Origin of the sequence: Gordonibacter sp. RACS_AR49, from assembly GCF_030418435.1 — a bacterium.
Taxonomy (GTDB): domain Bacteria; phylum Actinomycetota; class Coriobacteriia; order Coriobacteriales; family Eggerthellaceae; genus Gordonibacter; species Gordonibacter urolithinfaciens.
Genome location: NZ_JAIUDM010000005.1, coordinates 145581 through 168648, shown reverse-complemented (window position 1 = coordinate 168648; position 23068 = coordinate 145581). Strand labels below are relative to the sequence as shown.

Annotated in this window: 20 protein-coding genes and 3 tRNA genes; 16 read left to right on the top strand and 7 right to left on the bottom strand. The window is 61.0% G+C overall.

The window, feature by feature from the left end; all coding sequences use genetic code 11:
* The 7 genes from LB310_RS09895 to LB310_RS09865 are packed head-to-tail and all read left to right on the top strand — an operon-like array spanning position 1 to position 7425.
* The gene (locus LB310_RS09895) at positions 1-1125 is read left to right on the top strand and encodes a glycosyltransferase (RefSeq protein ID WP_278806998.1); all 1125 of its coding nucleotides are present in this window, start codon (positions 1-3) and stop codon (positions 1123-1125) included.
* Positions 1125-1322 carry a glycosyltransferase gene (locus LB310_RS09890; RefSeq protein WP_087192287.1) on the top strand — a complete coding sequence of 66 codons (198 nt, stop codon included), beginning with the start codon at positions 1125-1127 and terminating at the stop codon, positions 1320-1322. Before LB310_RS09895 ends, LB310_RS09890 begins: the two co-directional genes overlap by 1 nt.
* The gene (locus LB310_RS09885; protein ID WP_161959736.1) at positions 1319-2464 is read left to right on the top strand and encodes a glycosyltransferase family 4 protein; all 1146 of its coding nucleotides are present in this window, start codon (positions 1319-1321) and stop codon (positions 2462-2464) included. Before LB310_RS09890 ends, LB310_RS09885 begins: the two co-directional genes overlap by 4 nt.
* A complete protein-coding gene (locus tag LB310_RS09880; RefSeq protein ID WP_278806999.1) occupies positions 2452-3699 on the top strand; it encodes a hypothetical protein in 1248 nt (415 codons plus the stop codon). The genes LB310_RS09885 and LB310_RS09880 overlap by 13 nt, the downstream gene beginning before the upstream one ends.
* Entirely contained in the window at positions 3696-4859 is a 1164-nt protein-coding gene (locus LB310_RS09875; protein ID WP_123673828.1) for a glycosyltransferase, read from the top strand. Before LB310_RS09880 ends, LB310_RS09875 begins: the two co-directional genes overlap by 4 nt.
* A gap of 4 nt (positions 4860-4863) precedes the next feature.
* A complete protein-coding gene (locus LB310_RS09870) occupies positions 4864-5889 on the top strand; it encodes a glycosyltransferase family 2 protein (protein ID WP_301155007.1) in 1026 nt (341 codons plus the stop codon).
* A gap of 57 nt (positions 5890-5946) precedes the next feature.
* Positions 5947-7425, top strand: coding sequence for a hypothetical protein (locus tag LB310_RS09865; RefSeq protein ID WP_278807002.1), 1479 nt, complete (start codon positions 5947-5949; stop codon positions 7423-7425).
* Between the two features lie 309 nt (positions 7426-7734).
* On the opposite strand, the gene LB310_RS09860 is transcribed toward LB310_RS09865, so the two are convergent.
* Together LB310_RS09860 and LB310_RS09855 are read right to left on the bottom strand one after the other, a co-directional pair.
* A complete protein-coding gene (locus LB310_RS09860; RefSeq protein WP_278807003.1) occupies positions 7735-7974 on the bottom strand; it encodes a hypothetical protein in 240 nt (79 codons plus the stop codon).
* Between the two features lie 311 nt (positions 7975-8285).
* Positions 8286-8900 carry a flavodoxin family protein gene (locus LB310_RS09855; protein WP_278807004.1) on the bottom strand — a complete coding sequence of 205 codons (615 nt, stop codon included), beginning with the start codon at positions 8898-8900 and terminating at the stop codon, positions 8286-8288.
* Between the two features lie 119 nt (positions 8901-9019).
* Between LB310_RS09855 and murI the strand changes: the two genes are divergently transcribed.
* The 3 genes from murI to LB310_RS09840 all read left to right on the top strand — a co-directional run bounded on the left by murI (position 9020) and on the right by LB310_RS09840 (position 10957).
* Positions 9020-9961, top strand: coding sequence for a glutamate racemase (murI, locus tag LB310_RS09850; protein ID WP_341461062.1), 942 nt, complete (start codon positions 9020-9022; stop codon positions 9959-9961).
* A gap of 96 nt (positions 9962-10057) precedes the next feature.
* On the top strand, positions 10058-10672 hold the full coding sequence (gene rdgB / locus LB310_RS09845) for an RdgB/HAM1 family non-canonical purine NTP pyrophosphatase (RefSeq protein WP_278807006.1): 615 nt from the start codon (positions 10058-10060) through the stop codon (positions 10670-10672).
* Between the two features lie 208 nt (positions 10673-10880).
* Positions 10881-10957: transfer RNA gene (locus LB310_RS09840), tRNA-Pro, on the top strand.
* Positions 10958-11068: 111 nt separating this feature from the next.
* On the opposite strand, the gene LB310_RS09835 is transcribed toward LB310_RS09840, so the two are convergent.
* Both LB310_RS09835 and LB310_RS09830 read right to left on the bottom strand, forming a co-directional pair.
* On the bottom strand, positions 11069-11740 hold the full coding sequence (locus tag LB310_RS09835; RefSeq protein ID WP_301155006.1) for a hypothetical protein: 672 nt from the start codon (positions 11738-11740) through the stop codon (positions 11069-11071).
* On the bottom strand, positions 11737-12798 hold the full coding sequence (locus LB310_RS09830; protein ID WP_301155005.1) for a DUF262 domain-containing protein: 1062 nt from the start codon (positions 12796-12798) through the stop codon (positions 11737-11739). Before LB310_RS09830 ends, LB310_RS09835 begins: the two co-directional genes overlap by 4 nt.
* 330 nt (positions 12799-13128) lie before the next feature.
* On the opposite strand from LB310_RS09830, the gene LB310_RS09825 reads away from it, so the two are divergent.
* Positions 13129-13647 carry a DUF4256 domain-containing protein gene (locus LB310_RS09825; RefSeq protein ID WP_301155004.1) on the top strand — a complete coding sequence of 173 codons (519 nt, stop codon included), beginning with the start codon at positions 13129-13131 and terminating at the stop codon, positions 13645-13647.
* A gap of 13 nt (positions 13648-13660) precedes the next feature.
* Here LB310_RS09825 and ligD read toward each other — a convergent pair whose 3' ends face one another.
* Positions 13661-16234 carry a DNA ligase D gene (gene ligD / locus LB310_RS09820; protein WP_301155003.1) on the bottom strand — a complete coding sequence of 858 codons (2574 nt, stop codon included), beginning with the start codon at positions 16232-16234 and terminating at the stop codon, positions 13661-13663.
* A gap of 95 nt (positions 16235-16329) precedes the next feature.
* Here ligD and LB310_RS09815 point away from each other — a divergent pair.
* Positions 16330-16403: transfer RNA gene (locus LB310_RS09815), tRNA-Gly, on the top strand.
* Between the two features lie 128 nt (positions 16404-16531).
* On the opposite strand, the gene LB310_RS09810 is transcribed toward LB310_RS09815, so the two are convergent.
* Together LB310_RS09810 and LB310_RS09805 are read right to left on the bottom strand one after the other, a co-directional pair.
* Positions 16532-16774 carry a glutathione S-transferase N-terminal domain-containing protein gene (locus LB310_RS09810; RefSeq protein WP_087192277.1) on the bottom strand — a complete coding sequence of 81 codons (243 nt, stop codon included), beginning with the start codon at positions 16772-16774 and terminating at the stop codon, positions 16532-16534.
* 446 nt (positions 16775-17220) lie between these two features.
* Positions 17221-17296, bottom strand: a tRNA-Arg gene (locus tag LB310_RS09805).
* Positions 17297-17832: 536 nt separating this feature from the next.
* Between LB310_RS09805 and arcA the strand changes: the two genes are divergently transcribed.
* The 4 genes from arcA to LB310_RS09785 all read left to right on the top strand — a co-directional run bounded on the left by arcA (position 17833) and on the right by LB310_RS09785 (position 22981).
* Positions 17833-19050 carry an arginine deiminase gene (arcA, locus tag LB310_RS09800; RefSeq protein WP_087190962.1) on the top strand — a complete coding sequence of 406 codons (1218 nt, stop codon included), beginning with the start codon at positions 17833-17835 and terminating at the stop codon, positions 19048-19050.
* Between the two features lie 180 nt (positions 19051-19230).
* Positions 19231-20226: an ornithine carbamoyltransferase gene (gene argF, locus LB310_RS09795; RefSeq protein ID WP_087190961.1), complete on the top strand. Its 996-nt coding sequence runs from the start codon at positions 19231-19233 to the stop codon at positions 20224-20226.
* A 27-nt stretch (positions 20227-20253) separates the two neighbouring features.
* Positions 20254-21207, top strand: coding sequence for a carbamate kinase (arcC, locus tag LB310_RS09790; RefSeq protein WP_087190960.1), 954 nt, complete (start codon positions 20254-20256; stop codon positions 21205-21207).
* Positions 21208-21358: 151 nt separating this feature from the next.
* Positions 21359-22981 carry a YfcC family protein gene (locus LB310_RS09785; protein WP_278807136.1) on the top strand — a complete coding sequence of 541 codons (1623 nt, stop codon included), beginning with the start codon at positions 21359-21361 and terminating at the stop codon, positions 22979-22981.
* The last annotated feature ends 87 nt before the right edge of the window (positions 22982-23068 follow it).

Sequence of the window (23068 nt, the reverse complement as noted above, 5' to 3'; positions counted from 1 at the left end):
GTGAGATACGTCCAGATCAACTCCTTCTACAACGGGTCGACCGGCACCATCATGCGCGGCCTGCACAAGGAGCTGCTCGAGCAGGGCCACGACTCGTACGTCTTCTGGGGGCGCCGCCACGAGACGGTGTCCGACCATGAGCGGCGCTGCGCCTCGAAAGCGGGGGTCTGCTTGCACGGGGCGCTGACGCGCCTGACCGGCCGCGCGGGCTTCTACTCGAGGCGCGACACGGCGAGGCTGCTCGAGGAGCTCGACCGGATCGATCCCGACGTAGTGCACCTGCACAACGTCCACGGCTACTACGTCAACGTCGAGATGCTCTTCGAGTGGCTGGCGGCGCACCGCTGCCAGGTGAGGTGGACCCTGCACGACTGCTGGGCTTTCACGGGCCACTGCGCATACTTCACATATGTGAAGTGTGCGCAGTGGCAGTCCCGCTGCGCATACGAAAAACCCTGCTGCCAGCTATCCACATACCCGAAGACGATCTCAAAGCGCTCCTGCATACGGAACTTCGACGACAAGAAGCGCCTCTTCGGCCTCGTCCCCGCCGAGCGCATGGAGCTGATAACCCCCTCGAAATGGCTCGCCGATCTCGTGGGCGAGTCCTTCCTCTCCAAGTACCTCGTGACGGTGAAGCATAACGAGATCGATCGCACCGTGTTCAAGCCGACGCCGAGCGACTTCCGCGAGAGGTACGGCATCGGCGACCGGTTCATGGTGCTGGGCGTGGCGAGTCCGTGGACGGAGCGTAAGGGGCTTGGGGACTTCGAGTGGTTGGCCGCCAACCTAGACGAGCGCTACGCCGTTGTATTGGTGGGTCTGAGTTCCAAGCAGATGAAGCAGCTCCCCGCCAACGCCGTTGGCCTTGGGCGCGTAGACGGCCCTGCTGAGCTTGCCGGTATATACACCGCTGCAGACCTGTTCGTGAACCCGAGCCGCGAGGAAACCTATGGGATGACCGTTGCCGAGGCCGCCGCCTGCGGGACACCCGTGGCCGTTGTCGAGGGAAGCGCTTGCGTTGAGGTCGCAGAGGTCTCGGGGGCGGAGGCGCACGTCATAGCCGCCGACCTCTCCGACCTGCGTGCGACTGTCATTCGGCTGGGGGGGGGTGCCTCGTCGTGATGCTTGAGCGCACCGAGAGCCATGGGCAGCTGGCGGCGATCTATACCGCCGCGGACCTCTTTCTCAATCCCACACGAGAGGACAACTACCCCACGGTGAACCTGGAGGCCGAGGCTTGCGGAACGCCGGTATGGACGTACGGCACGGGCGGATGCGCGGAGACCCTTACCTTGCGCGAGAGCAGGGTTCTGCGATGAACGCCGGTGCCCGTCTTCTCATATACGACACGTCAAACTTCGAAGACTTCCCGCTCGGAGGGCAGCTGACAAGCGTCAAGGGCTTCCTACGCAATCTGGCGGAAGAGCACCCCGATGTTGCTGAGCGCACGGTGCTCATCGGCGTTACGCTCGACGGGGGCGCCGTCGGCAAGCTTGGCTCCGTGGAGCTCTTCGGCATGGCTTTTGCCTTTCTGCCCGTCTGCCTTGCTGAGCGCGACCAGAGCCACACAAGGCGCTCGCTTAGATTCGAGTATGCCAAGGGCCTCCTGCGGAACCTTGGCCGGCTCCACCTGACCGGCAACGACGTCAACTACATTCACACCCCCGAGGCGTTTTCCTTCATCCGACTGCGCGGCGGACGGAGGCGCTACGTCTTCTCGCATGGCAGCTTCGTCGGGATGTCCAGGAACCTGCGGTTCTTCTCCGGCTCCCCCGTGGCGGCGGCTTTTCAGCACTACATGACGCACGTTATCAAGGCTGCCGACGGGCTGTTCGTACTCGACCGTGGGACTCAAGCGGAATACGAGAGGCTGAACGACAACGTGAGGCTCGTCGGGAATTCGATAACGTATCGCGAGGGGGTCAAGAGAGCTTTCGATCCAAATGCCGTGAGGCTGCTCTTCGTCGGGCGCTTCTCGGCTGTGAAGGGCATCCCCGCCATCATTGAAGCTGCGGAGTCCGACGCCCGCGTGGCCTCGCTCACGCTTGTTGGAGCCGGGGAGCTCGATGACGACCTTCGTTCAATCCCGACGGCGAAGGTGCGCTTCACAGGAGCCCTTGCGCACGATGAGGTTCTCGACGAGATGAGGCACGCCGACGTCCTCGTTATGAACTCCAGCCATGAGGGCATCCCAATGACCATCTTAGAGGCCTTGGGGATGGGGCTGCCGGTTGTCACCACCGCCGTCGGCGGCATTTCCGAGGTCTTGGAGTTTGGGGTTACTGGCGAGAGCGCCGACGGGACTGCGGAATCGATTCGAAGGGCGGTCGAGCGCGTCGCCAATAGCTACCAGCTCTATTCGCTGAATGCGTATAAGGCCTCGGAGCAATACCTGTACACGGCTGTGAACGAGAGGGTCCTGTATGCGCTCTTGGGTGGGGAGGCACTATGGAGGGCATAGCGTCGAAGACAGATGACGTGCGGTGCACCTCAACGACCGGAGCATCCTATAGGCGGCGAGTGATCGGCCTTTCTTCCATCGCCTCTTTCCTTTTTGTTGCCACCTATGCGCTGAAGGCGCTTACCGACGGGCTTTACGTTGCCCACGACGTGGAGTCAGCGCTTGTCGACGTCAAGTACCTGACGGCTCTCCTCGCGGTGCTTTGCTCTTTACCATCGGTGCTTCGCTCGAAGCGTGAGGTGTTTGGGGAGCCTTTCAAGAAGCTGCTCGTCGTTTTATTCGCCTTCATGATCTTCACCTGCCTCGTCATGTTGATCAGGGGGGCTGTCAACACGACCTGCCTGGGGCTTTTGCTCAAGATGGCCATCCCCATCTTTCTTGCCTACTGCATGCTGAATTGTCTCAGCGAGGATCAGATCTATCGGGATATGGTAGCGATCCTCGTCTTCTCCATTATCGGTTATGGACTTGAGATAGGTTTCGAAAGCCTGTCCTTCGATGCCCTCTTTTCGGCAAGCATCGAAGACTCCGAGTCCGTAACCGAGTCGAGTCATGCCGCCAGTAACGCCATCATGCTTTGCTTCTACTTCTGCTACTTCAGGAAGAACAAGGTTTGGGTCGTTCTGAGCATTCTCTTTGCGATATTCGTGTTCAAACGCCTCATGATTGTTTACGCGATAGCCGCGTTCATCCTGCCGTTGGTTTTCGACCCTGACAGGCGCATCAAGAAAGGCTGGGCCGTTTTCTTCAAACTCGCTTTCTTCCTAGCGGCCTTTGCGTGGCTCTGGCTCCTTCTGCCAGAGAACGGCATACTCTTCTACGGCCTGTTCGGCGAGACCCAGTCCGACTTCACCTCCGGTAGAAACCAGATGCTCGTAAATGCGCTTTCACATAACTACGTGATGTACGGCTTCGGATCCATCCAGGCCTTTGCGGGAAGGGGCATCGAGATGGACTTCGCCAGGCTCATCCTGGAGGTTTCTCCCTTAGGCCTTGCGCTGTTCATCTGGCTTTACTGGGATATGGCCTGCAACCGCCTTTACGGGACGTTCGTGATGACCTTCGTCATGGCCCAGATGCTTTTCGCTGACTCTCTCGGAACCAACTTCGCCTGGACCCTGCTTATGATCCTTATGGGGCTTATGGCGAAGCGCCCCGCGAGCGGACGTCTTTTTCGTATCCACCTTGCAGGCGACAATGCCTGCTCAGCAGAGAAGGGCGGAGGGCCTCGATGAGCGAGCCAGGAAAAAAGGTGCTTGTTTGGGGCCTCACTTCGAACGTCGGCGGCCTGGAGATGGTTGTCAAGAACTACGTCGGGCGCATATCCCCCTCGGACGTGCGTTTCGACTTCGTGACCACGCACGAGAGCATGGCCTTCGAAGACTGGGTCCTGGAGTTAGGAAGCGAGGTGCTCTATCTGCCTTCGCGCTCAAAGGATCCGATTGGTTACAAGCAGGCCATTGACAGGTTTTCCAGCGAGTGCTTAGGCTCATATGATGCCGTTTGGCTCAACGACTGCAGATGGGGCAACCTCGACATTCTCGTTAAGGCGAAGAAGGTCGGGGTACCGCGGCGCATCGCCCACGCGCACAACACTCGCGACATCGCCGACGGTCAAGTCAGGATCTTGAGGCACAAGGCGAACCGGATCCGCATTGCCTCGCTGGCCACGGACTTCTGGGCGTGCTCGTTGGCGGCGGCTAAGTGGTGCTTCAACGAATCCCAGCTTGAATCCCAGCGCTTCCGAGTTGTCCGGAACGCCGTGGACGTCGGTCGCTTCTCGTTCGACGAAGAGACAAGAACGCGCATGCGCAGACAGCTGAGGCTCGGCGACCTGCCTACCTACATCAACGTAGGCAGGCTCGATCATCAGAAGAACCAGGCCTTTCTCCTAGAGGCCTTCAAGGAGTTGCTTGCTTTACAGCCGGAGAGTGTGCTGCTGCTTGTTGGCGGCGGGCCTGACGAAGGGGCACTTAGGGCCAAGGCGAGAGATCTAGGCCTGGGCGACAGCGTGCTGTTTCTCGGGTTCAGAAGCGACATACCCGAGCTGCTCTGCTCCGCCGACTGCTTTATGATGCCGAGCCTGTTCGAAGGCCTGAGCCTCGTCCTTGTTGAGGCTCAGGCATCGGGCCTTCCTTGCCTGTGCTCGGATGCTATCACGCCCGAGGTTGCGATTCTCGGCTCGCTTGAGAGGATCCCGCTCTCCACTGGGGCGATGGCCTGGGCAAAGCGAATGGCCTCGGCTGAGTTGCCCGCCGACAGGAAGGCCGGAGTCGCTGCGGTGAGAGCCGCGGGCTACGATATAGACGCGGAGGCTGCAAGGCTTGCCGAGTTCTTCGCCTCGGGCGGTGCACGGTTCGAGCCCTCAGCGGTATTGAGCAGAAGGGAGGGCTAGACTGATGCCCATGCTTTACTCGGTGATAGTCCCGGTGTACAACGTGGAGGCGTATCTTCGCGAGTGCGTGAGCTCGGTTAGGGCGCAGACGTATCCGGACTGGGAGCTTGTCCTCGTGGATGACGGCTCGACGGATTCCTCGCCTGCGATCTGCGACGAACTTGCGGAGGAGCTAGGGGAGCAGGCCTGCGTTGTCCATCAGGACAGCGCAGGCCCGCTCGCCGCCCGGCGAGCGGGCCTGCGGGCGGCGAAGGGCGACGCCTTTGTCTCGCTTGATTCCGACGATGCCCTTCGCTCCGACGCGCTTGAAATGATCGATGCAGCCTTTCGGTCGGGTGAGGATGTCGACGTTGTCGCGTACGGCTACAGCAGGGACAGGGGCTTCTCCACGATGGTCGCGGCTCCCTTTGACTCCGCCGGGCACTTCACGAGGGCCGACCTTGTGCGAAGGTCGTGCCTTCCGCCCACATTGTTCTCAATGTGGGCGAAGGCGGTTCGCCGCAGGGTCATGGATTTGGATGCCGACTATTCCGATTACTTCGGCCTCAGCTTCGCCGAAGACCTCCTGCAATCGCTGCCCATAGCCGATGCCGTGCGAAGAGGCTACTACATCGATGAACCTCTGTACTACTACCGGGTCAACACGGCAAGCCTTACGAGGAAGTTCGACCTCAGGCAACTCGATGCACGCGAACTGGTGCATAAGATCCACCTTGGGTACGCCAGGCGATGGGCCGAGGAACTTGGAGACACCTCGCTTGTCGCGGGCGTGCAGATGACGGGACTTAAGTCCTACGCCGAAATCGCTCAGGGCGTCTGCGAGGTCTTGCCCAAGGCAGAAGCAATGAATTGTCTTTGCGAATTTTCCCAAGACCCAACCTTCCTCGAGTACTATGCGCTTCCCTGCTGCCTTGACGGCATCCGTAGGGACAGGCGCTTGATTCTCAGGATGCTCTCCTCGGGCCATTTCGACGTCATCTGGGCCATGGCGAAAGCGAAGGCCGCCCTGCATAAGATCTCGAGGAGATGAGGTGCCGCAGCGTGGCTAAGCTGTTGCCGACCAACACGTCGATGTCGTGCATGAAGCATGGGAGACATCTTGTCGATTTTTTCTACTAAAGAGAACGCGGGCCTGACCAAGAATCTGGCGTATGCGGCGACTGCGCAGGGTATGGGCTTTGTCTCCAGCATTGTCATGTCCCTGGTGATACCGAAGGTGCTGGGCCTTGAGAACTACGCCTATTGGCAGATGTTCACGCTCTATTCCTCGTACACTGGCTTTGCCGCCTTGGGCGTCAACGACGGAATATACCTCCGGCTCGGCGGGATGAGGTACGGGGAGTTGGACAAGAGCGGGCTCAAGGCTCAGCTTTCCGTTATCGGGATTTCCCAGGTGACTGTCGGTGCGCTTTGCCTTGCTGCGCTGCTCGCGTCAGGTATCTCGGGGGATCGATTGCTGGTGTTCCTTGTGGTGATCGCCTACGGGCTGCTCGCCAACAACTTCGTCTGTCTAGGTTACGTTTTTCAGAGCGTGAACCTGACGCAGGTGTCTTCCCTGGCTAGCTTCTTCAACAAGGTGCTGTTCCTGCCCCTGCTGGCCTCTTTCATCGTCCTGGACATTGACAGCTACATTTCGGTGGTCGTTGCATTCATTCTGTGCCAGCTCGTTGCGTTCGCATACCTTCTCGTCTGCGCGCGCGATGTCATCAGGGCTTGGTGCGGGTCTCTTTCCAAGGCGGCCCGCACCTGCGCTGCCGACATAAGGGCGGGTGCAAAGGTCATGGTCGCCTATTACGCGGACTCTCTCGTGGTCGGTTTCACGCGCATGCTTACCGACTGGCACCTTGGCCTCACTGTGTTTGGTAAGCTGTCCTTCTCCTTCTCCCTCATCAACTTCGCCCTCAACTTTATCGGGCAGTTCGCTATGGTGGCGTTCCCCGTGTTGAAGCGACTCGGCGAGGAGGGCAAGCGCGAGAAGTACCTGGAGATCCGCTCGGTGCTGCACTGCTTCCTACCTGCGGTGTACCTGGGCTATGCCCCCGTTCTGCTCATCCTGGGCTGGTGGTTGCCTGAGTACAGGGAGAGCCTTGCCTACCTTGGCCTGGTCCTGCCCGTATGCGTCTACAGCTGCAAGGCGAATATCCTGTTTAACACCTATCTCAAGATGTCGCGTGACGAGGGCTTGCTGTGCGCCGTGAACGTTGCGACAATGGTTGCGAACGCCGCCCTATCTGCCACTGCGATTCTGGGAACCGGGAGCGTGGGGGCCGCATCCGTGGGTATCGTTGCCTCACTGGCGGCGAGGGACTTCGCTTTCGAGAGAATTATGGCTGGCCGCTACGGAGAGCCCTACGTGCGGGACTGCGTCCTGGAGGCGGTTCTTTCGGCTGTGTTCATGGCGGCGTCGTGGTTCTTGACCGCCTGGAGCGTGCTGCCCGTGGCGGCTGCACTTGCCGCGTTCTGGTGGGTCGAGCGGGACCAGGCGGCGCCGTTGGCGCGAGGCCTTGCTGTCAGGCTGCGAAGGGAGAGAGGCTCTAACAACAATATGGGTAGAAAATCACAATAATCAACTCGCCATCAGGTAAAACATCGTAGAGTGATCACTTCTTTGACAACCAAAACTCCTGATCGGGTCCGAATCTGGGCACAACATCCTACGCTTTGGACAGGGCGGTTTTTCACAGATTTGATTGTCAGCGTCCCCTAAGCGTGTCTAAGCCATGTCCACGCTCAGGCAGAAGTCGATGTTTTCCAGATGCCGGTTGATCGTCTTCTAAGTCTGACCTGGGCTCTTGAGCGCCGCTAATGATTGGATTGTTGCACATCATGCTACAATCCAATCATGGAAGCAATCGATCAGAGGACATGATGTCGGTTACGCACGGTACTCGTGGCCGATCGCCAGTTCATTATCCATAACCTGACAACTGGTCTCGACGGTAAGCGCGCAGTACTCGAGCAGGCAGGAGATGAGCGCGACGGCTTCTGAATCGGCTATACCGCTTTTGGAGAGCGCCATTGCGAGCGCCGAGGTTCCATCGAGCGTCATCTGCACGTCGCGCAGCTCGTCGAGGGCCTCTAGTCGCGATGTTATAACGGGCCTTTGCCGATACATCTATTCTCCTTTGAATGGCTGGATGTACGGAGAATATCACTTATAACAGGGTGTTTCAATCGGAGCATCTGTGCGAGCTTCTTTTGCCGTAGGACGCATCTGCGAGCGGTTCGACGTGCAGCCGGGGGCATCATGGAGTATATTCCCGACTAGGCTAGGCTTATGTGGGCAGTGGAGGCCGAGGATGATTTCGCCCATGGTAGGAGGTATATGGCGCTTCACCGTGTGGAGGATCACACGGTGAAGGTTGGCCGTATTTTCCATGCATCACAGAATTACGCCCGGCTCGTGTAGGCCGGGCGTTTCGCTCTTTACCTGATGAAGTTCGTCATCACCTTGGGCTCCACTTCGGGGGCCGGCACCTGGGCTGTGGCCTTCAGCAGCCAGGCCATGTTCCTGCCCAGGACGCGCATGATCTGCAGGCCCTCGGCGTCCTGCGCCACGTCGTCGGCGGTCTTGCCGTGGACCATGGGCCAGTAGTTCGACGAGACCACCGGCATGCAGCTGATCTGGAAGTACTTGTTCACCTGGTCGATGGCGGGCGTCGTGCCGGCGCGGCGGGCGGAGGCGACGGCGGCCGCGGGCTTGAAGCGCAACCGCGCGCTCGCGGCGTAGAACATGCGGTCGAGAACGGCCAGCAGGGCGCCGTTCGCACCGGCGTAGTAGACGGGCGTGCCCACCACCAGGCCGTCGGCGGCCTCGGCCTTCGCTATGAGTCCGTTCACCACATCGTCGTCGAAGATGCAGTGGGCGTCGCCGCGCTTGGCGCAGCCGCCGCAGCCGAGGCACCCGCGCACGGGCTCGCGGCCGATCCAGGCGATCTCGGTTTCCACGCCCTCGGCCTCGAGCGCGCCGGCTACCTCGGCCAGCGCGGTGTGAGTGCAGCGCTTCTCGTTCGGGCTTCCGTTGATCAGCAGGACTTTCATGGGCGTGCCTTCCTCTCGCGTGGTCGTTCCTGTTTTGCTCATGTTCCAGATTAGCAGAAACTATGGCAGCCCGGTACCGATGGCGAACAACGGCCGGGGCCTTACGCTATACTGGCCGCATGGACGACATGCAGACAACCTCCCCGGCATCCGGCGCAGCCGCGGTGCCATCCTCGGCCCCGGAGCCCACGGCACCCGCGCCCGCCTTCGACGATGCGCCCATCGGCGTGTTCGACTCCGGGTTCGGCGGCCTCACCGTGGCGCGCGAGCTGGCGAAGGCGCTGCCGCGGGAATCCATCGTGTACCTGGGCGATTCGGCGCGATGCCCCTACGGGCCGCGCACGCTGCAGGAGGTGGACGGCTTCGTGCAGCAGATCGGCGGCTGGCTGGTGGACCGCGGTGTGAAGATGGTGGTCATCGCCTGCAATACGGCCACGGCGGCCGGGTTGGCGCACGCGCAGAGGACGTTCCCCGTGCCGGTCATCGGCGTGGTGGAGCCGGGCGCGCGCGCGGCAGCGCACGCCACGAGGAACAATCGCGTGGGCGTCGTGGCCACGAAGGCCACGGTGGAGTCGAATGTGTACACGAGGGCTATCCGGCACCTGGATGCCGGCATCACCGTGTTCTCCACGGCCACGCCGCGTTTCGTGGAGATTGCCGAGCAGGGCATCCGCATGGCGGAAGGGCCGCTGGAGAACTACACGTCGCTCGCGTCGAAGGTGTACATCCGCCCGGCGTTCGAGGAGATAGCGCGCGAGTACCTGGAGCCGCTGCGGCGCGCGGGCGTGGACACGCTCGTGCTGGGCTGCACGCACTTTCCGCTGCTCAAGGCGCTGATCGGCGGAGTTATGGGGCGCGAGGTCACGCTCATCTCGTCGTCGACGGAGGCAGCGCGCGACGTGGCCGAGATCCTGGCCCGCCGCGGCGCCTATGCGCGCGCCGACCACGAGGCGCGCTACGAGTTCTACACGACGGGCGACGACCTGGAGGAGTTCCGCGGATTCGGCAGCCGCGTGTTCCGCGAGCCTATCGACACGGTGGCGCACGTCGACCTGGCTTGACGGCGCCGCGGCGAGGGTCGCGGAGCCCAGGCGGGCGATGGAAGACGATGACGCACCGCGGTTTGCCACGGTGCGCGGTAGGGAAGGGGAGCTGCTATGAAGACGGTGGTGCTGGCCACGAACAACACCCACAAGGTGGCGGAGATCGCCACGGCGCTGGACTTCCCGGGTTGGGAGTTCCGCACGCTGCGCGAGCTGGGCATCGAGTCCGACCCGGCGGAGGACGCCGACACGTTCGAGGGCAACGCGCGCATCAAGGCACGCGCGGCGCACGAGGCCTCCGGCGGGCTCGCGGCGCTGGCCGACGACTCCGGCTTGGTGGTGGATGCGCTCGACGGCGCGCCCGGCGTGCACTCGGCCCGCTATGCCGGCGAGCCGTGCGACGACGCTGCGAACAACGTCAAGCTGCTCGCGGCGCTGGCCGATGTGCCGGACGCCGAGCGCACCGCCCGCTTCGCAAGCACGCTCGTGTTCGTGGACGAGGACGGCTCGGAGGTCGTGGCGGAGGGCACGGTCGAGGGCCGCATCGGGCGCGAGGGACGGGGAAGCGAGGGCTTCGGCTACGACCCGCTGTTCCTGCCGGACGTGTTCGGCGGCGCCCGCACGCTCGCCGAGGTCGGCCGCGACGAGAAGAACGCCGTGTCTCACCGCGGCAACGCCCTGCGCCAACTGCGCGCGAAGCTCGAGGAAGCCGGCGGCGCCAACGCCTAAGGCGATGCTAGGCTAGGCCATCCGGTAATGCCGGCGAGCGCTTCGGCGGGCGGGATGCCGTCGGCTCCGCGCCGCGCGACCCCTTTCCGCCTTCTGAGCAGAGCTCGCTTCGGAGCGCGGAGAAGATGCGGAGACGCCGGAAACGTCGATGAAGCCGCTGTCGCCATGACGGCGGCTTCTGCTATAATGGCCCCTGCTGTTTCAGCGTCGGGGCGTGGCGCAGCTTGGTAGCGCGCCTGCTTTGGGAGCAGGATGTCGCAGGTTCAAATCCTGTCGCCCCGACCACAAGGTTCGCTTGCTAATTTTCCTGCGATATACTAATCATTGTTCTTTCCACTTGCTGGCATAGACTTGCAGTAATTATCGTGCAATTGGTATTAACATAGTGGTGAGACTCTATTTTATATAGAAAGCCTTTTGCGAGGCAATGGATTCGACTTTGTCTATAAATTCCAACCAGTGCTTTTCCCAATCTGAAATGATGTTAAGGACTTCGTTATAGGTATAGTTTCTCCCGACTTCAGATGGAGTTTCTTCCCCGTGCGAAATACTATTTCGTGCTCTTCTGACTGTGGGAATATCACTCCACGTCTTTTTGAGAATTTTTGCCGGATCTGGAAGAGCGTAGTAATTGCAAAAGCACCTTACTTGAGACTGATTCATGAAAGACCCGTCGTCTGGAAAAAATCCTGTGCTAATGCAATCAGCTTTGCAGGATAGCTTTGAGAGGATTTCGGGAGCAGTTTTATGCCAAAGCTTACTTTTCTCAGTGTCTCGGATACTTTGAACGCATTCGAACAAGCCAGCAGTTGCAAACTGTGGTTGGAGATTCTCAATTTTGCCTCGAAAAGAAGAAGCAACTTCAAGCATTTCTCGAGATAATCCTTTAAGCAAACTTTCGTAGCCTGCAAAAAGGATAACAAACGCAAGACCTCTAGTTTCCTTCGATACGTCAAGAAGATCTACGTCTTTTGAAGCAGTTTTTTCGCCTTGCTCAACTAGCGTCCTTGCAGTATTTGTAGACGATTGAAAATTCGAACGAACAACGATTGTGCTAAATGACTTCATGCCATCAAAAATCTATCTCTTGCGTATTCAATCCTTCTTTTTACTTGAACGCGGGAGTTCGTTGCTCCTGTTGTCGCCTTTTTGTATTCTTCCGAGAGCGTCCAGCTGAGGTTTTGGGCTACGGGCAATTCGGGATTTTTCTTTAAAGCAAGTGCGGCCCCAACCGCTATTCCTTCATAAAAGTTTACAGGTGTTGTTTTACGGTTTCTTACTATTCCCTCTGGGAAGCATTTTCTAAGATATCGAAACGTTTTGCGAAAAACCTTTCGATAATCCTTACTGTCACCCACTTCATTATCGGCCCATTCAGTATATCCATTTAAAAAGTCTTTTACGGAATGATCGAACTGTTCGTAATTATCCATAAATGCAAAAAATCGCAAAACATATTCTTGTTGCGTGCCATCACTTTTTTGCGAATCGACCAAACGAACCGTTGTGACGAAGTCTTCTTCTTGAGACAAGTCGCTTAACATGTCAACAAACTTGCCTCTAAAAATGCATTCACGCACTTCTTGGTCGGTTAGCGATATTCCTCCGGTATTTAGTCTTTCGAAAAGGTCGAATCGCACTTGTTTGTCGCTCTTATCGTTAAGAACGGTTACTTTAAGCGGCCTGTCAAGCAGAAGCGTGGCGATGTCATCGGATAAATCTTTATAGCATAGACCGTTTAAATGAGTTAGCTTAGACATTCCCCTTAATCGCAAACTCTTTCCCGTAAGGCCGACAAGCTCCCTTTTTTCGTCCGAGGCGATGAAGTTCATTATAGTAAGACTACGTTGCAGTCCGTCGACAATCTCCCATTGCAAAGGCTGATCTGGCGAGTTGTTTGTGGCCATGAATAAATTTGGAACAGGGATGCCGAGGAGTAAAGATTCAATTAATGCAGATTGCCTATCGTTGTCCCAACGGAATTGCCTTTGATAAACGGGAGCGACATCAATTCGGTTCTTCGCTATTCTCGACACAAGCTCTTCGCATGAAATATCATATGCGTCAAAATCAACTTTTCGTCGTTGTTCATGCAGCTGCTCACGAATTTCTTGGTTGGATTTCATAAGCATCCTCTCACTTATATTTATAAAAGTATATCTCAAAGTAAATAGAGTGAACCAAGATGTTTGGTGACTCTTTTTTGTCATGTGGGTGCAAGCTAGTTGCACTCATATGCTGGCGAGGTTTTTCATGTTTTCCGATTGATGGCGTGACGATAAAAATTCAAGCCCTGTAGCCTCAAAGAATGACGCTTGGGATAGTTTTGCGGTCCGGCAACGTTTTGGGGTTTGCGGCAGGGCGTCTCGTACCATGCAGGCCAACAGACAAACGCGGCGGTTGGAGTTGCCATGGAGCATAGGGATGGGCGAGGAGCGGAAGAGCGGGGCGGGATCATGCAGGTGTTGGAGAGCCGGTTCGCGCAGCATCCCGAGCGGCATCCAGGCGTCGACTGGGATAACGTGCGGGCTCGCCTGGAGGTGCAGCCAGGGAAGCTGCGCGTGTTGCAGGGTATGGAGAACACCGGCGGCGAACCCGATGTCGTCGATGTCGACGAGCGTACGGGAGGGCTCGTCTTCTTCGACTGCTCGCCCGAGAGCCCGATTGGTCGGCGCAACCTCTGCTTCGACGATGCGGCCCTTGCTGCGCGTAAGCGGAACAAGCCGCGCGGCAGTGCCATGGGCGAAGCCGAGCGGCTGGGCATCGAGCTTCTGACGGAGGGCCAGTACGCCCTGCTGCAGAGCCGCGGCGAGTTCGACCAGAAGACGTCAAGTTGGCTTGCCACGCCCGAGGACGTGCGGCAGCGAGGCGGCGCTCTCTTCGGCGACCGGCGGTTCGGTCGCACGTTCGTCTACCACAACGGCGCCGAGTCGTACTACGCCGTCCGCGGCTTCCGTGGCTGCCTGTGCGTTTGAAACGCCCCCTGCGTCACCCCAGCCCCTGGTCCACGTCGAAGTAGCCCTTCCAGGGGTCGGGGGCGGCGGCGCGTGCGAGGGCGGCTTCCAGGTGGATGGCGTCGGGGGCTACCGTGTCCAGCTCGTCCCAGGCGAGGGGGGCCGACACGGGCGCACCCGACCTCGCGCGCAGGGAGTAGGGGGCCACGCTCGTGGCGCCGCGGCCGTTGCGCATCCAGTCGATGAATATCTTGCCGTTGCGCTTGGCCAGGCGCACGTTGCTGGTGTAGCGGTCGGGCCACTTCTCGGCCATCACCTGTGCCATGCGGCGCGCGAACTGGCGGAACGCGTCCCAGGACGAGGCGGGCTCGAACGGCACCACCACATGGTAGCCCTTGCCCCCGCTCGTCTTCAGGAACGACGTGAGCGACAATTCGTCCAAGAGGCCCTTCAGGTCGCGCACGCCGCGGCGCACCTGCTCGAGGTCGAGGCCCTTGTCGGGGTCGAGGTCGAACACCATCGTGTCGGGGTGCTCGAGCTCGTCCACCCGGCTGCCCCATACGTGGAACTCCATGGTGTCCATCTGCGCCTCGGACACGAGCCCCGCGGCGCTCTCCAGGTAGAAGTACTCCTCCGTCTCGCCGTCGCTTGCGGAGACGTCGATGGTGACTATCCCGGAGCTGCCGGGACCCGGATGCTTCTTGAAGAAGCAGGCCGAGCCCACGCCGCGCGGGCAGCGCACGATGCTCAGGACGCGCCCGCCCACGTAGGGCAGCATGCGCTCGGCAACCTGCGCGTAGTACCTGACCATCCGCTCCTTCGTGATGCCGCTCTCGCCGAACATCACCTTGTCGGGGTTCGTGACGGTCACGCCGTCGATGACGAGCCCGCCGCCCTTCTTGCTCGCGGTAACCATGGGACGCTCCAATCGGTCGGGGGAGTGCGGATCGGACGACGGCCACGCGGAAGGGCTCGCCGCCGCTTGTGGGGATGCCGCCTGTTGGCGGGCGGCTGCCGGCTTCACGGCGTCCGCGGCCGCCGTGGCAGGGGAGGGCCCTGCGGCGTCGTCGGCGGGCCCGCCCTCGTCCGGTTCCTCGCGCCGCACGGCGCGCGGATCCTTGTCGGCGCGCAGGCCCAGGTAGCTGGGGTGGCGCAAGAGCCCGTCCTGCGTCCATTCGGCGAATCTGACCTCGGCTACCAGCCTCGGCTCAAGCCAGGCCGCCTGCTCGTGCGGTCGCGGCTTCGGCGGGTTTTCGAACGGCGCGTCGGCGCGCTGCAACCCCTCGAAGGCCTCCTCCAGCTCGCGCGCCTCGGCTGCTCCCAGGCCCGATCCCACGCGGCCGACGTAGCAGAGCCCGCCGCCGTCGTAAGCGCCCAGCAGCAGCGAGCTTACGCCCGTGCGGTTCTTCTCGGAACGCGTGTAGCCGCCGACGACGAATTCCTGGCGATGGTCGCACTTCAGCTTGATCCAATCGCCGTTGCGCACGCCGCGGTAGGGCGCGTCGGCGCGCTTGCCCACCACGCCCTCGAGGCGCAGCTCGCAGGCGGCGCGCAGGCTGTCCTCGCCGTGCCCGCGCACGTGGCTGCTGTAGCGTATGCCGGCGGGCGCGCCTTCCAGCAGCTGCTCGAGCGCCTCCTTGCGCTCCAGCAGGGGGCGGTCCCGCAGGTCCGCGTCGTCAAGCGCCAGCAGGTCGAACACGAGGTAGGCGGGCTGCGGGCCGCCGGGGTTGCGCAGGAAGTTCTGCAGGGCCTGGAAGTCGGTGCGACCGTCCGCGTCGATCATCGCCACCTCGCCGTCCAGCACGAACGCGCGGCCGGCGGACCAGTCGGCAAGCTCGTCGGCGATGGCGGGGAAACCCCCGGTGTAGTCCTTGCCGTTGCGGCTGACCAGCCGCGCGCGGTTCTCCTCCACGAACGCGAGCATGCGGTAGCCGTCGTATTTCACCTCGTACAGCCATCCGTCGCCCTTCGGCGCCGAGGCCACGAGCTTCGCCAGCTCCACGTCGGACCGTTCGAAGGGGTTGCGCGCGAGCTGCCCATCGTCGCCGGACGCTATCTCGTCCATGGTGCGGCCCGTGCGCACGCTCGTGTCATAGCCGGCGATGCCGGGTTCGGCTTGCACGTGCTCGTCCTTCTCCTTGATGAGGAGCCAGTTGTCTCCATGCTCTCCCGGCTTGGGCTTCAGCCGCACGAGCACCCAGGCGCCTTTGAGGCGCCGGCCGTCCAGCACGAACTTCAACTCGCCGTCGCGCAGGCCCGCGTCGACGTCGCCGAGCGGCTCCCAGAACCCCTCGTCCCAGAGCATCACCGTGCCGCCGCCGTACTCGCCCTGCGGGATGGTTCCCTCGAAATTGCGGTACTCCAGCGGATGGTCCTCCACGTGCACGGCAAGCCGCTTGTCGTGCGGGTTGTACGAGGGCCCCTTGGGCACCGCCCAGCTCAGCAGCACGCCGTCCCATTCCAGGCGCAGGTCGTAGTGGTCGCGGCGGGCCAGGTGGTGCTGCACGAGGAACCGCAGGCGCCCCGCGGGCTCGCCGGGCTCGCCTTCCGGCTCGGCGGTTCGGTTGAAATCGCGCTTCTCGTTGTAGGCGCTCAGCTTCGCGGGCACGGCGGAAACCTCCGCATCTTTCGGGTTTTACTTGGATGCCGGAGATATTCTCGCTCGCAGGGGGCCATCTTGCGGTACAATAATCGCCGCGTTACGCGGGTGTGGTTCAATGGTAGAACCTGAGCCTTCCAAGCTCATGACGCGGGTTCGATTCCCGTCACCCGCTCCACGGAAACATGACGGCCCTGCCAATTGGCGGGGCCGTTTTCGATTGCCGGGGTTGGGGGTGGCGCAAGCCTGATTCGGTCTGGCTCGACGCAGGGCGCTTGGTAGCTTGGGTTTCGCGGTATGCCGCGCTCAGCCCGCTTTCCCGCGCAGGTAGGCGATGATGTCGTCGGACTCGTACATCGGCTTGCTGCCGATGACGAGGCAGGGAACCTGCTTCTTGCCGCCGATGTGGATGAGGTCGTTCTGGTTGCCAGGCTGGAGCGTGTCGCGCATATCCAGGTTGATCTTGTTGTCCTGCATGAAACGCAGCACTTTCTGGCAGTAGGGACACGATTTCTTGTAGTACAGGGTGTGGTCTTCCAGATAAGGCATAGACGTTCCTTTCCTCATCGCTCGAGCAAGCGGCCTCGACGATATATATGAACGGAAACTTTATCATAGGCGAGCAGTCAGAATTGTTTGCAGCCGAGGGCCAACTTGTTGCCGAGCGGTTTACTTTATTAAGATAAAGCAAAGGGGCGGACGCCCCTTTGCGAGGGGTGCGCACAGGACGGCATACGGCGGCGGGGGGCCGGGGTGGAAGCCGGGGGCTGGGCGGCGTGGAAACCGGAGCTGGCAAGCTGCATGGCTGTCGCGCCGGTGCGGCGCGCGTCGTCGGGCGCGCCGCGAGAAGGGGTGCAAGGTTTCGGCAGGGCAGAGGAACGGAAACCAGATAGCAAAAAAATTCTCAAAAATACAAAACTTATGATATACTTTAAAATTTTTTCAAACAGTCATAAAAAAAGCCGCCTTCCGAGGGGGAGGCGGCTGGCGATTCCTGGTGCGCCCGGCAGGACTCGAACCTGCAACCGACGGATTAGAAGTCCGTTGCTCTATCCATTGAGCCACGAGCGCGTTTGCTTCGGCATCGGTATTATACCGTAAAACGCGCGCGTGCATCCTGCGGAGCCGAGAAAGGCCGACGAAGCCCCCTCTGTGGAGAAACCGCACGTGAAAACCTCGTTTCTTGCGTGCTTCACCAAGTGGAAGAGCGGAAGCCCTCGCTGCGTCCGCCCAGCAGGCGGCCCATCGATGAGCCGTTTGCGCTAAGAATGCATCTTTGGCCTCGTTTATGCATTCCCATTTATCAGCGTGTCGCAGGGTGGGGGACGGCCGCCCTGCAGCCGGGTCGAAAAAGCGCTGTTCCGTTCGATTTAACGCTCTGTCGCAGTAAAGTATATGTGAAGGAAATGTGAATAAGAGGTCATCTAAAAGCAACCGTTCACCGAAAAAGCACCCGATATCAAACGGGGTCCGGTTTTGTTGCGAAATTGTGGTTGCAATTCGAATCGAACCGTGCGATTTTGGGGTCATCGAGCGGGCAGACGGTGCGCAACGGATGCCCTCGAGGCCGAAAATCTGGAAAATGCATAAAGAAAAGGAGGGTTGCAATGGCTGGTGTCAACGTTAAAAGCGAGATCAAGCCTTTAAAGCGAGTCCTGCTGCACCGCCCGGGTAACGAGCTTCTGAACCTGACGCCGAACACGCTGGAAGAGCTGCTGTTCGACGACATCCCGTTCTTGAAGGTCGCCCAGGAGGAGCATGACGCGTTCGCCCAGGCTCTGCGCGACAACGGCGTGGAGGTCGTGTACCTCGAGGACCTTATGACCGAGGTGCTCGACCAGAACCCCGACGTGCGCGAGACTTTCCTGAAGCAGTTCATCGAGGAAGCCGGCATCCGCACCGACCGCTACCAGAAGATCATCTTCGACTACCTGAACGACAACTATCCCGAGAACAAGGACCTCGTGCTGAAGACGATGGAGGGCATCAACCTCACCGAGCTCCACACCGACAAGTCCAACTCGCTGGTGGACCTGGTGTCCGAGGCCTCCAAGATGGTCGTCGCCCCCATGCCGAACCTGTACTTCACGCGCGACAACTTCGCCATGATCGGCAACGGCGTGTCCATCAACCGCATGTACTCCGTCACGCGCAACCGCGAGACCATCTACGGCGAGTACATCTTCAAGTACCACCCGGACTTCAAGGACGTCCCCCAGTACTACAGCCGCTACAACACGTTCCACATCGAGGGCGGCGACATCCTCAACATCAACGACCACGTGCTCGCTGTGGGCATCTCGCAGCGCACCGAGCCCGACGCCATCGACGCGTTGGCGCATAACATCTTCAACGACGAAACCAGCCCCATCGACACCATCCTGGCGTTCAACATCCCGAACAACCGCGCAATGATGCACCTCGACACAGTGTTCACCCAGATCGACACGGACAAGTTCACCATCCACCCGGGCATCATGGGCCCGCTGACCGTGTTCGAGATCACCCCCGAGGGCGAGGGCATCAAGGTCAAGGAGATGACCGGCAAGCTCGAGGACATCCTCGAGAAGTACGTCGGCATGCCGGTGGAGCTCATCCCCTGCGGCGGCGGCGACCGCATCGCGGCCGAGCGCGAGCAGTGGAACGACGGCAGCAACACGCTGTGCATCGCCCCCGGCACGGTCTGCGTGTACGAGCGCAACGACGTGACGAACAAGGTGCTCGAGGAGAAGGGCATCAAGCTGATCGTGATCCCCTCCGCCGAGCTGTCCCGCGGCCGTGGCGGCCCACGCTGCATGAGCATGCCCATCTGGCGCGAGGACTAGCAGAGCCGGGGCCCGGGGCGCACCGGGCCGCAACCCTTTGTCTTTCCAGCGGAGAGGGGAGCCCCGAGGCGGGTTCCCCTCGTAGGCTGAAAAGAGGCGGGCGGTTTCAACTTGGCGACGCCCGCCTGCACGGTTCACACGGTAGGAAAACTTGGCAAAGAACGACGAAAGGAATGAATCATGCCCACGAGCCTGAGCGGACGCAACTTCCTGAAGCTGCTGGATTTCACGCCTGACGAGATCCGCTACCTCATCAAGCTGTCCAAAGAGTTCAAGAACCTGAAACTGACGGGTACCCCCCATCGCTACCTCGAAGGCAAGAACATCGTCCTGCTGTTCGAGAAGACCTCCACCCGTACGCGCTGCGCGTTCGAGGTGGGCGGCATGGACCTCGGCATGGGCGTCACCTACCTCGATCCCGGCAGCTCCCAGATGGGCAAGAAGGAGTCCATCGAGGACACCGCCCGCGTGCTCGGCCGCATGTACGACGGCATCGAGTACCGCGGCTTCTCCCAGGAGATCGTCGAGGACCTGGCCGCCAACGCCGGCGTGCCGGTGTGGAACGGCCTGACCAACGAGTTCCATCCCACGCAGATGATCGCCGACATGCTGACGGTCGAGGAGAACTTCCCGCAGGGCCTCAAGGGCCTGAAGTTCGTGTTCATGGGCGACGCCGAGAACAACGTGGCGAACTCGCTCATGGTCGTGTGCGCGAAGCTGGGCCTGCACTTCGTGGCCTGCGGTCCCGAGGCCCGTATGCCGAAGGCCGACCTCGTGGCCCAGTGCCGTGAGGTTGCCGCCGAGACCGGCGCCACCATCACGCTGACCGAGGACGTGAAGGAGGCCTGCACGGGCGCCAACGTCATCTACACCGACATCTGGGTGTCCATGGGTGAGCCGGCCGAGCTCTGGGCCGAGCGCATCAAGCTGCTGGAGCCCTACCGCGTGACGAAGGAAGTCATGGCCATGGCCTCTCCGGACGCCATTTTCATGCACTGCCTGCCGTCGTTCCACGACACCAAGACCACCATCGGCGCCGAGATCGCCGAGCAGTTCGGCGTGACCGAGATGGAGGTCGAGGACGCGGTGTTCGAGTCCACGCAGTCCAAGGTGTTCGACGAGGCCGAGAACCGCATGCACACCATCAAGGCCGTCATGTACGCCACGCTCTCCTAAGCACGAGCTGGAGAAAGGAGACGAACTATGGCATACCAGAAAGGCGAAGGCAAGTCCGTGGTCATCGCGCTCGGCGGCAACGCCCTGGGCAACACGCCCCAGGAGCAGCTGGAGCTGGTGAAGAACACGGCCGAGCACATCGTGGACATGGTGGCCGAGGGCATCAACGTCGTGGTCTCCCACGGCAACGGCCCGCAGGTCGGCATGATCAACAACGCGTTCGACTACGCCTCCACGCATGACGGCAAGACGCCGGCCATGCCGTTCCCCGAGTGCGGCGCCATGAGCCAGGGCTACATCGGCTACCAGCTGTCGCAGGCCATCCTGAACGATATGAAGCGCCGCGGCATCATGCGCTCCACGGCCTGCATCGTGACGCAGACGGTCGTCTACCCGGAGGACCCGGCGTTCCAGAACCCGACGAAGCCCGTGGGCGCCTTCCTCACCGAGGAAGAGGCCATGAAGCGCGCCGAGGAGACCGGCTACACCTACAAGGAAGACGCCGGCCGCGGCTGGCGCCAGGTGGTGGCCTCCCCGAAGCCGCAGCGCATCGTTGAGTTCGACGCCATCAAGGACCTCATGGACGACGGCTACATCGTCATCTCCACGGGCGGCGGCGGCGTTCCGGTCATCGAGAAGGACGACAGCTACCATGGCGTGCCGGCCGTCATCGACAAGGACCGCTCCAGCGCCAAGCTGGCCGCCGATTTCAAGGCCGACATGCTGGTCATCCTCACGGCTGTGGAGAAGGTGTGCATCAACTTCAACACGCCCGAGCAGCAGGAGCTCAACTCCATGACGGTTGCCGAGGCCCAGAAGTACATCGAGGAGGGCCAGTTCGCGCCCGGCTCGATGCTGCCGAAGGTCGAGGCCTGCATCGAGTTCGTGCAGCAGCATCCCGAGGGCAAGGCGCTCATCACCTCGCTCGAGTGCGCTGCCGACGGCCTGAAGGGCAAGACGGGCACGGTCATCACGGCTTAGTGTTTTACCTGCGGCGGCGGATGCGGAAGCATCCTGCCGCCGCAGGAGGGGTATCCGCGTGCCGGGCGGTTATGCTTCCGGCCGGTACGTTCAAGAGGTTTCTCGTTCGCCAAACGTATTCACCTCGATCCTCTTCAAAGGAGGGGTTCTCATGACCGAGAAAGCGAAGGAAAAAAGCAAGAAGAAGCGATCTATATCATCGTTCACCATTTTGCTCATCATGCTCGTTGCACTTGCTCTGATCACGGTGGCCATGTCTTTAGCCGGTGTTGAGGGAGTCGAGGGCGCAACCATCGCCAACGTGGCGACGGCGCCCGTCAAGGGCTTCACCGATGCGCTTCCCGTGTGCCTGTTCGTGCTGATCCTGGGTGGTTTCTTGGGGATCGTGACCGAGACGGGCGCGCTGGATGCCGGCATCGCCGCACTGGTGAAGAAGCTCAAGGGCAACGAACTCGTGCTCATACCGATCCTGATGTTCATCTTCTCCATAGGCGGTACGACGTACGGCATGTGCGAGGAAACGGTTCCGTTCTACCTGCTGCTGGCGGCCACTATGGTGGCGGCCGGCTTCGACAGCGTCGTCGGCGCGGCGGTCGTCCTTCTGGGCGCCGGCTGCGGCGTGCTCGGCTCGACGGTCAACCCGTTCGCGGTCGGCGCGGCGGTCGACTCGCTGTCCGGCAGCGGCATCGCCATCAACCAGGGCACCATCATCATGCTTGGCGTGGTGCTGTGGCTCGTGACGCTGGTCATCTCCATCATCTTCGTCATGCGCTACGCGAAGAAGGTCAAGGCCAACAAGGGCTCCACCATCCTGTCGCTGCAGGAGCAGGAGACCATGAAGGCCGAGTTCGGCGAGGCGCAGCAGGAGGCAGTCGACGCCGAGGCAAACCCGAACGAGAAGCTCATGACGGGCCGCCAGAAGTGGGCGCTCATCGTGTTCGCGCTCACGTTCGTGGTCATGATCGTCGGCTTCATCCCCTGGGGCGACTTCGGTGTGGAGATCTTCGACGCCGGCGCTGCTACCGAGGAGGTAACGACTCAGGTCAACGGCGACGATATCTCGGCGACGTGGGCCGATGCCGCAGATGCGGGTGCGGCTGAGGGCGAGCTCACGTTCAACGGCGACGTGACCGGCACGGTCACGGCCGAGGAGCAGGTCTCCGAGGGCTGGTCCGCCTTCCTCACGGGCCTGCCGCTGGGGCAGTGGTACTTCGACGAGGCTTCCACCTGGTTCCTCATCATGGCGCTGATCATCGGCGTGGTGGGCGGCGTGTCCGAGAGCCGCTTCGTCAAGGCCTTCATCAACGGCGCGGCCGACATGATGAGCGTTGTGCTGATCATCGCGCTCGCCCGCTCCATCACGGTGCTCATGGGCGAGACCGGCCTGGACATGTGGATCCTCAACAACGCGGCCAACGCGCTGAACGGCTTGTCGGCGATCATATTCGCCCCGATGTCGTTCCTGCTCTACGTGGTGCTGTCGTTCCTCATCCCGTCGTCGTCCGGCATGGCCACGGTATCCATGCCCATCATGGGCCCGCTGGCGAACTCGCTCGGCTTCTCGCCCGACGTGATGATCATGATCTTCAGCGCCGGCAACGGCCTGGTGAACCTGTTCACCCCCACGTCTGGCGCCATCATGGGCGGCCTGGCGCTTGCCAAGGTGGAGTACTCCACGTGGCTTAAGTTCGGAGGCAAGCTGTTCATCGTGCTGGGCGTTGCCTGCATCATCATCCTCACCGCGGCGATGATGCTCATACCGGGCGCCGCGTAACGTCGGCTGCACTGGGCTGACGCATCGCGCGCTCGCGACGCGCTTCGGGAATCCCCCGCCTCGGCGGGGGATTCCTTTATAGGTGCA